Below are 5,669 nucleotides of genomic sequence, written 5' to 3' on the forward strand. Positions count from 1 at the left end.
GCGACAACTACCGCCTCCGCATGCTCCTCGCCGCCGGCGGCCTCACCCCATGACCCCCACCGAATGTCCGAAGAGCCACTTTTGTTAGCACTTTTGTCGGAGGATGCTGGTCGCGACTGATTAGCATTGAACCGAATGCGTCCTGGGTGTGGTGCCCTCTACTCGGAGGTGAGTCGTGTGCGCCAGCGGGTTGCGTTCGCGTATCGGTGGATGACTTGCTCCGGGTGCGCCAGGAGGCTTCGCTGCTCCGGCTTGGCAATGAACCCGTTGAGCAGGATTCCAGCGTTGGTGACCGCCCGTTTCCAGTACCCTCCGACTGCGTGATTGACGGGGAGCTCCAAATGCTTGTCGTCCGCGAGAGACACCGTGATCGAGCTTTCCTCGGAGTGAACGTCCTCGACTTGTCCAGACAAGAGCGTAACGAGTGCGTATCCCGTAGTCGCAAGTGCGCCAGGCCACGGAAACCATGAACTCGGGAGGTTCACTTCGATGCCGATGATGTCGCTCCAGGGGATCGTTTCAGAGATCACCGTCGCGCCTCGGTGATGTGTGACGCCTTCAGGGGTGATGCGTAGATGAAGAGCGTCGTTGGAGGCCACGGCAATGCCGCCAGTGATGGCCGTGAGTGGTCCGTAGTGCACGTTCCTCCTTTGAGTGCGTCCGACGCGCTGCCGCAACTCTAGTTGACAGAATCTCGGTGTGCAACGTAGGTTGACATTATGGAGTCTTCACAGATCGCACAAGTTGCTGCGGACACCACTGACCCGAAGGCAGGGCTCCGCGCGGTCGCGTCCTTGCGGGTGCTTGCCGACACGCTGGAGTTGCGGCAGGTCGAAGCGGCGTTGCGGGCGGGCATGAAGTGGCAAGAGATCGCGGATGCGCTCGGCGTGACCCGTCAGGCCGCGCACAAGAAACACGCCAAGAGAGTCGACCCCACGATCCCGAACCTCAGGAGAAACGCATGAGCAAGTTCACTCGCGCTGCCCAGACCAGCCAATCCCTGTCACTGGCTGCTATGGAGGAAGCGTCCCGGATGGGACGCCGCGAGGCCGACATTGATCACATGTTCCTTGCTCTCGTTATCAGTGACCAGAGTGCGGGGCGGGTGCTGCGTGAAATCGGCATCGACTTGGATGCCGCGCGTCTCGCCGTGGAGGAGCAGCACGAGGCGCAGCTGGCGTCGCTCGGCATCGACGCATCGTTCCCCGCTCCGGGGCGAATCGTGTTCCAGGAGACCGACGGATACCAGTGGAGCAAACGAGCCTCCGACCTCATCGCACGCTCTGGTGGGAAAGAACGCGAAGGTGACGCCGCAGCGGTGCTCCGGGAACTGGTGATCGAACCCAGTGGTCTGATCCTCGACATCCTGCAACGACTCGGCACGACACCCGCAGAAGTGATGGGTCGACTCGACCACGCCGACGCGACTCTGCCCGAAGCGACGCCGCGGAGACCGCAGGAGAAAGGTCGCGTATCGGGCACGACGGAGGCATTCGTTCCCGCATCGGTCGATCAGGTCTGGGAGTTCCTGACCGACCCGTCTCGGGTTCCCGACTGGGAAGTCAGCGTCGGCTCCATCGATGCGACCGATGAGTCAGCACGCCCGGAGATGCTCTGGCAGGGGCGCGCACCACAGGCCCGGCCAGACGGCAAGCCCCTGAAGATCAAACCCCAGTTTCACCGACGCACCATCGAACTCGTGAAGGCAGAACAACCTGCCCATGTTGTGTGGCAGTTCACCTATCCGGATGCAACCCACCGTGGGCCGACACTGACGACGTTCGACCTCGCGAGCACGGCCGGGGGAACCCAGGTAACGATCACGACATCCTGGGCGCGATCGACCGGCTGGAGGCGTATCGTCGGGCTCCCGGTGCGCCCGCTGCTGAAGTTCGTGATCTGGATCGGACTGTTCCAGACCGGCAGCGCCATCAGCCGAGCATTCCGATAACCCGATGATGGCTTTTCCGAAAGTACGCACATTCACAATACCGGGCCATCTCGGAGGAAATCCGAACCGTCCGAGACATCATGTCCAGCGCTATCGCCGCGTTTGATGTGCTCCGCTCATGCAGATAGTGGACGGGTAATCTGGCCACGGTATGAGTGATCTGTTTTCAAGTCTTCCCGTGCGTCGTGTTGAAGAGCATCGTCTTGCCCCGATTACACGTGACTCCTGGCCTGCCACTATCCCCGCTGTGGGCCAGATTCTCGATCAGGGGCTTGATTTTTCGCCTCTGACGGTGTTTGTGGGCGAGAACGGTGCTGGCAAATCAACGATCGTCGAAGCGATTGCCGAGGCCTACGGGCTGGGAGTCGAAGGCGGAACCAGAAACTCGCTCCACCGAACCCAGCACACCGAATCAGGACTTGCCGACCACCTGCAACTCGTGCGCGGCGCAGGAAGCACCCGCCAGGGAGTATTCCTGCGAGCAGAGACGATGCACGGCCACTTTTCCTATCTCGATGACGTGGGCATCTCTGGGAGGCACAACTTCCAAAGCCACGGCGAGTCCTTCATCGAGTTTTTCACCACTCGATCCCGGATCGGTGGCCTGTGGGTGTTCGATGAGGCCGAGTCTGCTCTGTCGTTCAACGGATGCCTCGTGTTGCTGGCGCACATTCGTGAACTCCTGGCAAGCGGTGCGCAGGTGATCATGTCCACTCATTCGCCGATCCTCGCCTCCCTTCCCGAAGCGAAGCTCCTTGAAGTAGGCGAATGGGGGCTCCGAGCCAGCGAATACGACGAACTCGACATGGTGCAGAGCTGGCGATCATTTCTTGATGCACCTGGCCGTTATCTGCGCCACCTGACTACTGACAGCAGGCTGGACAACTGACTTGATTTGTCGCTGACGGGGAAAGCACATCTCGTTCGCTTCTGCTCGATCCCTAGTGTGTGAAGGGCCACCTAAAGCGAGTGCGCTCGGCGGCGGCATTCGGGTTGCAGTGAGGAGGTATCGGTAGCCTGAGAGTATGGGTGTTCGTGGATTTGCGCGTCGGTCGAATGATCCGAGCAGTGTCGTGCACGGAGTCGTCTCGACGGGGCTGGTTGCAGCGCTGGCGCTGGTTGAGCCGCGGAAACTCACCACCGGTCGCCGCCTTGGCTACCGGGTCGGGGTTGCCGCGGTGGCGGCGTGGACGATGTGGGTAAGCCTTCGCACCAGCAAGAACACCGGCCCCGATCTGCTCGGTCCTGTCGGACGTGTGGCGGTGACTACGGGAGCGGCGGGTGCGGTCTTTGGGTTTGCCGAAGCTGGTGAAGCCATTGATGCGCGTCTTCACGATGGGCTTGTGCGCGTTGGCGCGAGAAGGCCCAGACTTTGGCTCGCCGCAGGTGAAGCGGCGCTCTCCGCGTTGGCGTGGTGGATGGGTCGTGTGAGCGATCGCGCTGGCGTCGATGATCTGGACGACTTCGAGGAACCGGAGCGCGCACTGATCGATATGCCTGCTGGTCTTCGAGAGATGGCGTCGCATGTGCTGTCTGCGACGGATGGGCACGGTGCACCGGAGTTGCGGGAACAGCTTGCCGGGGCGCGTGTGGTCAGTTTTGGCGACGGGGCGCTCGATATATCGTTTGCGCAGTTCGACACGCCGAAGGGTCTGCCGCGGGCTGTGCCTGGGGATGCGACGTTCCCGGCTATCGGGGGCTTCCGCGCACTCGGAAACCGCACCTTCGATATCCGCATCTTCGTTGAGGACGGCCGGTTGGAGAGCATCCGCATAGACGAGGGCGCGGACTGGTCAGACGAAGCACGAGACAGCTGGAACAACACCGGACGCGATCTGAGCGAGCTTATGGGGTGGCCTGCCCCAGGAGATATCGAGTTGCTCATCGAAACCGCCACAGGCTACAAACCGGTGACGAACCGACGGGATCCTCGATGAACGAAGATAGGACACGCATCATGGAGATGCTTCTGGCCGGTCCTCGTGGGCGACGGTTGCTGCTCGAGTTCGCGCTCGCATCTGAGCGTCAACGCGACCCCGAGTATCGGGAGGAATCACTGACTGCGGGAGTGTTCCTCGCCTCGTACCATCTCGACCCGGGCAAGGGCACCTCGGTGCAACTGTTTGGTGACGTTGGTGCGGAGACTCAGGAAATCAGTCCCGCCGAGATCGCATCCCGTATGGGGGCCGTCCCGCTGGTTGAGGTGACGCCGGAGCTACTGCGCGACTGCGTCGCTGAATCAGTGAGTGCTGCGAGGTACTGGCAAGAACCCGACGGCACAGACATCCTTGCGGGAATGCCCGAACTGGCTGCGTCACTGCGTCGTGTCGCAGCACACCTTGCCGCGTCGCCGCACACCGCTTGGTGGAGTGCTCCGGTGGAGGAACGTTTGCAATGGCAGGTCGAATGGGATGGAGCACCACCCCGCACCGTGCTCGAAGACCCGCTCTCGAGGCTCCGACACGTGCAGGATGAGGTTCTGGCAGAAGAACTCACCGCTCGCCGTGAACGTCCTACCGACCCGGCGGCGAGTTGGAGCGGGAGCTGGTGGTCGAGACCACCGTGGGAACTGCCCTCATCAACCCGCGCACTGCCTGACGGTGCTCCTGCTGGGCTGTGGTTCGTGGAAGATACTCTCGGGTGGGAACACGCGACCACGAGACGGGTCGGGATACCTGCGGGGTTGCGCATCTTCGAGATCGACACCGCAGAAGCCTGGGCATCGTTGTGCCGCCGGTTCCCGATCGAGGTGACCGCACAGAAGCGGCACGACTGGTATCGCACCACCGGCCGAGACGGGAGTTGGGCGATCCCGGACTGGGCGAAAGTCGCAGAGCACTACGACGCCGTGCACCTGTGCACGCTGACGTACCTGTCTGCCGCAAGCACGGCGATCCCGGTCGATAACGAAACGGCGAGTGTGATCGCCGGGTGGGGGCCGGACGAAACCTACTGGTTCACGCCCCGCGTCAGATACGTAGACGAACCCATCAGGTGGGCGCTACACGACGACGGCGAAGACAATACCTGGGTGAGAGAAGAATCATGAAACACAACGCACGGAAACGCATTTTGGTGCCGCTGGCGGCAGGCGTGCTAGCGACGCTGCTGCTTGCCGGATGCACCCAGCCCGCAACGACCACCACGACAGACGCCGATGGAAACACGGTCACGATCGACTGGGTCGACTACCCCGCCAACGCGGGCATCCCCGCAAGCGACGTGCTCGCCTTGCCCATGGCCGAAGAGGTGGAAGCTCGCGCGAACCAACTCATCAGCGAAGTGAAGGATGCCCTCGAAGCCGAATACGGGATCACCGAATGGACCACATCGAACGAAGGCGGATGGTTCCCTGAAGAAGGCAACGGGTACGGTGGCACCTCGCTGCTCACCACCTACAACTCCGCCAGCTACGGAGCAGAAATCCGTATCCCTGTCGAGCAATGGGACGACGTGATCGACACGGTGCGAACAATCACACAAAAGTACGAGATCTCTGAGGAGAGGAACGAAACGTACATCGAGGAGTACCCAGAGTGGATGCGATTCGGAGGCTTCTATCGCGGGACAGAGTCGTTCGACATCATGGTCCAGGACGACACACTCAACCCTGAACACACAACCAGCGACAGTGACGACGAGCTAGGGCGTGTCTCCCATATGGTTCGTGATTGACGCGCGATTGTGGGTGGGTGACTTCTGTTCTGGACTCTCGCAC

General features: G+C 61.7%; 7 protein-coding genes. 6 read left to right on the forward strand and 1 reads right to left on the reverse strand.

Going from position 1 to position 5,669, the window contains the following annotated elements:
* Window positions 1-158 precede the first annotated feature (158 nt).
* Window positions 159-641, reverse strand: a complete 483-nt coding sequence (locus ACWAUG_RS13245; RefSeq protein ID WP_087015134.1) for a hypothetical protein — start codon at window positions 639-641, stop codon at window positions 159-161.
* Between the two features lie 78 nt (window positions 642-719).
* On the opposite strand from ACWAUG_RS13245, the gene ACWAUG_RS13250 reads away from it, so the two are divergent.
* The 6 genes from ACWAUG_RS13250 (at window position 720) to ACWAUG_RS13275 (ending at window position 5,626) form a co-directional block, all read left to right on the forward strand.
* Complete coding sequence (locus ACWAUG_RS13250; protein WP_087015135.1) at window positions 720-965, forward strand: hypothetical protein; 246 nt, start codon at window positions 720-722, stop codon at window positions 963-965.
* On the forward strand, window positions 962-1,951 hold the full coding sequence (locus ACWAUG_RS13255) for an SRPBCC family protein (protein ID WP_460802783.1): 990 nt from the start codon (window positions 962-964) through the stop codon (window positions 1,949-1,951). The genes ACWAUG_RS13250 and ACWAUG_RS13255 overlap by 4 nt, the downstream gene beginning before the upstream one ends.
* Window positions 1,952-2,198: 247 nt before the next feature.
* Window positions 2,199-2,840 carry an AAA family ATPase gene (locus tag ACWAUG_RS13260; RefSeq protein ID WP_454118757.1) on the forward strand — a complete coding sequence of 214 codons (642 nt, stop codon included), beginning with the start codon at window positions 2,199-2,201 and terminating at the stop codon, window positions 2,838-2,840.
* 136 nt (window positions 2,841-2,976) lie between these two features.
* Window positions 2,977-3,888 (forward strand): hypothetical protein, encoded by a 912-nt coding sequence (locus tag ACWAUG_RS13265; RefSeq protein WP_087015138.1) that lies wholly within the window; start codon window positions 2,977-2,979, stop codon window positions 3,886-3,888.
* A gap of 20 nt (window positions 3,889-3,908) precedes the next feature.
* On the forward strand, window positions 3,909-5,000 hold the full coding sequence (locus ACWAUG_RS13270; protein WP_460802784.1) for a hypothetical protein: 1,092 nt from the start codon (window positions 3,909-3,911) through the stop codon (window positions 4,998-5,000).
* Window positions 4,997-5,626, forward strand: coding sequence for a hypothetical protein (locus ACWAUG_RS13275; protein WP_460802785.1), 630 nt, complete (start codon window positions 4,997-4,999; stop codon window positions 5,624-5,626). Before ACWAUG_RS13270 ends, ACWAUG_RS13275 begins: the two co-directional genes overlap by 4 nt.
* Window positions 5,627-5,669 lie beyond the last annotated feature (43 nt).

The organism is Microbacterium sp. GXF6406 (genome assembly GCF_054798215.1).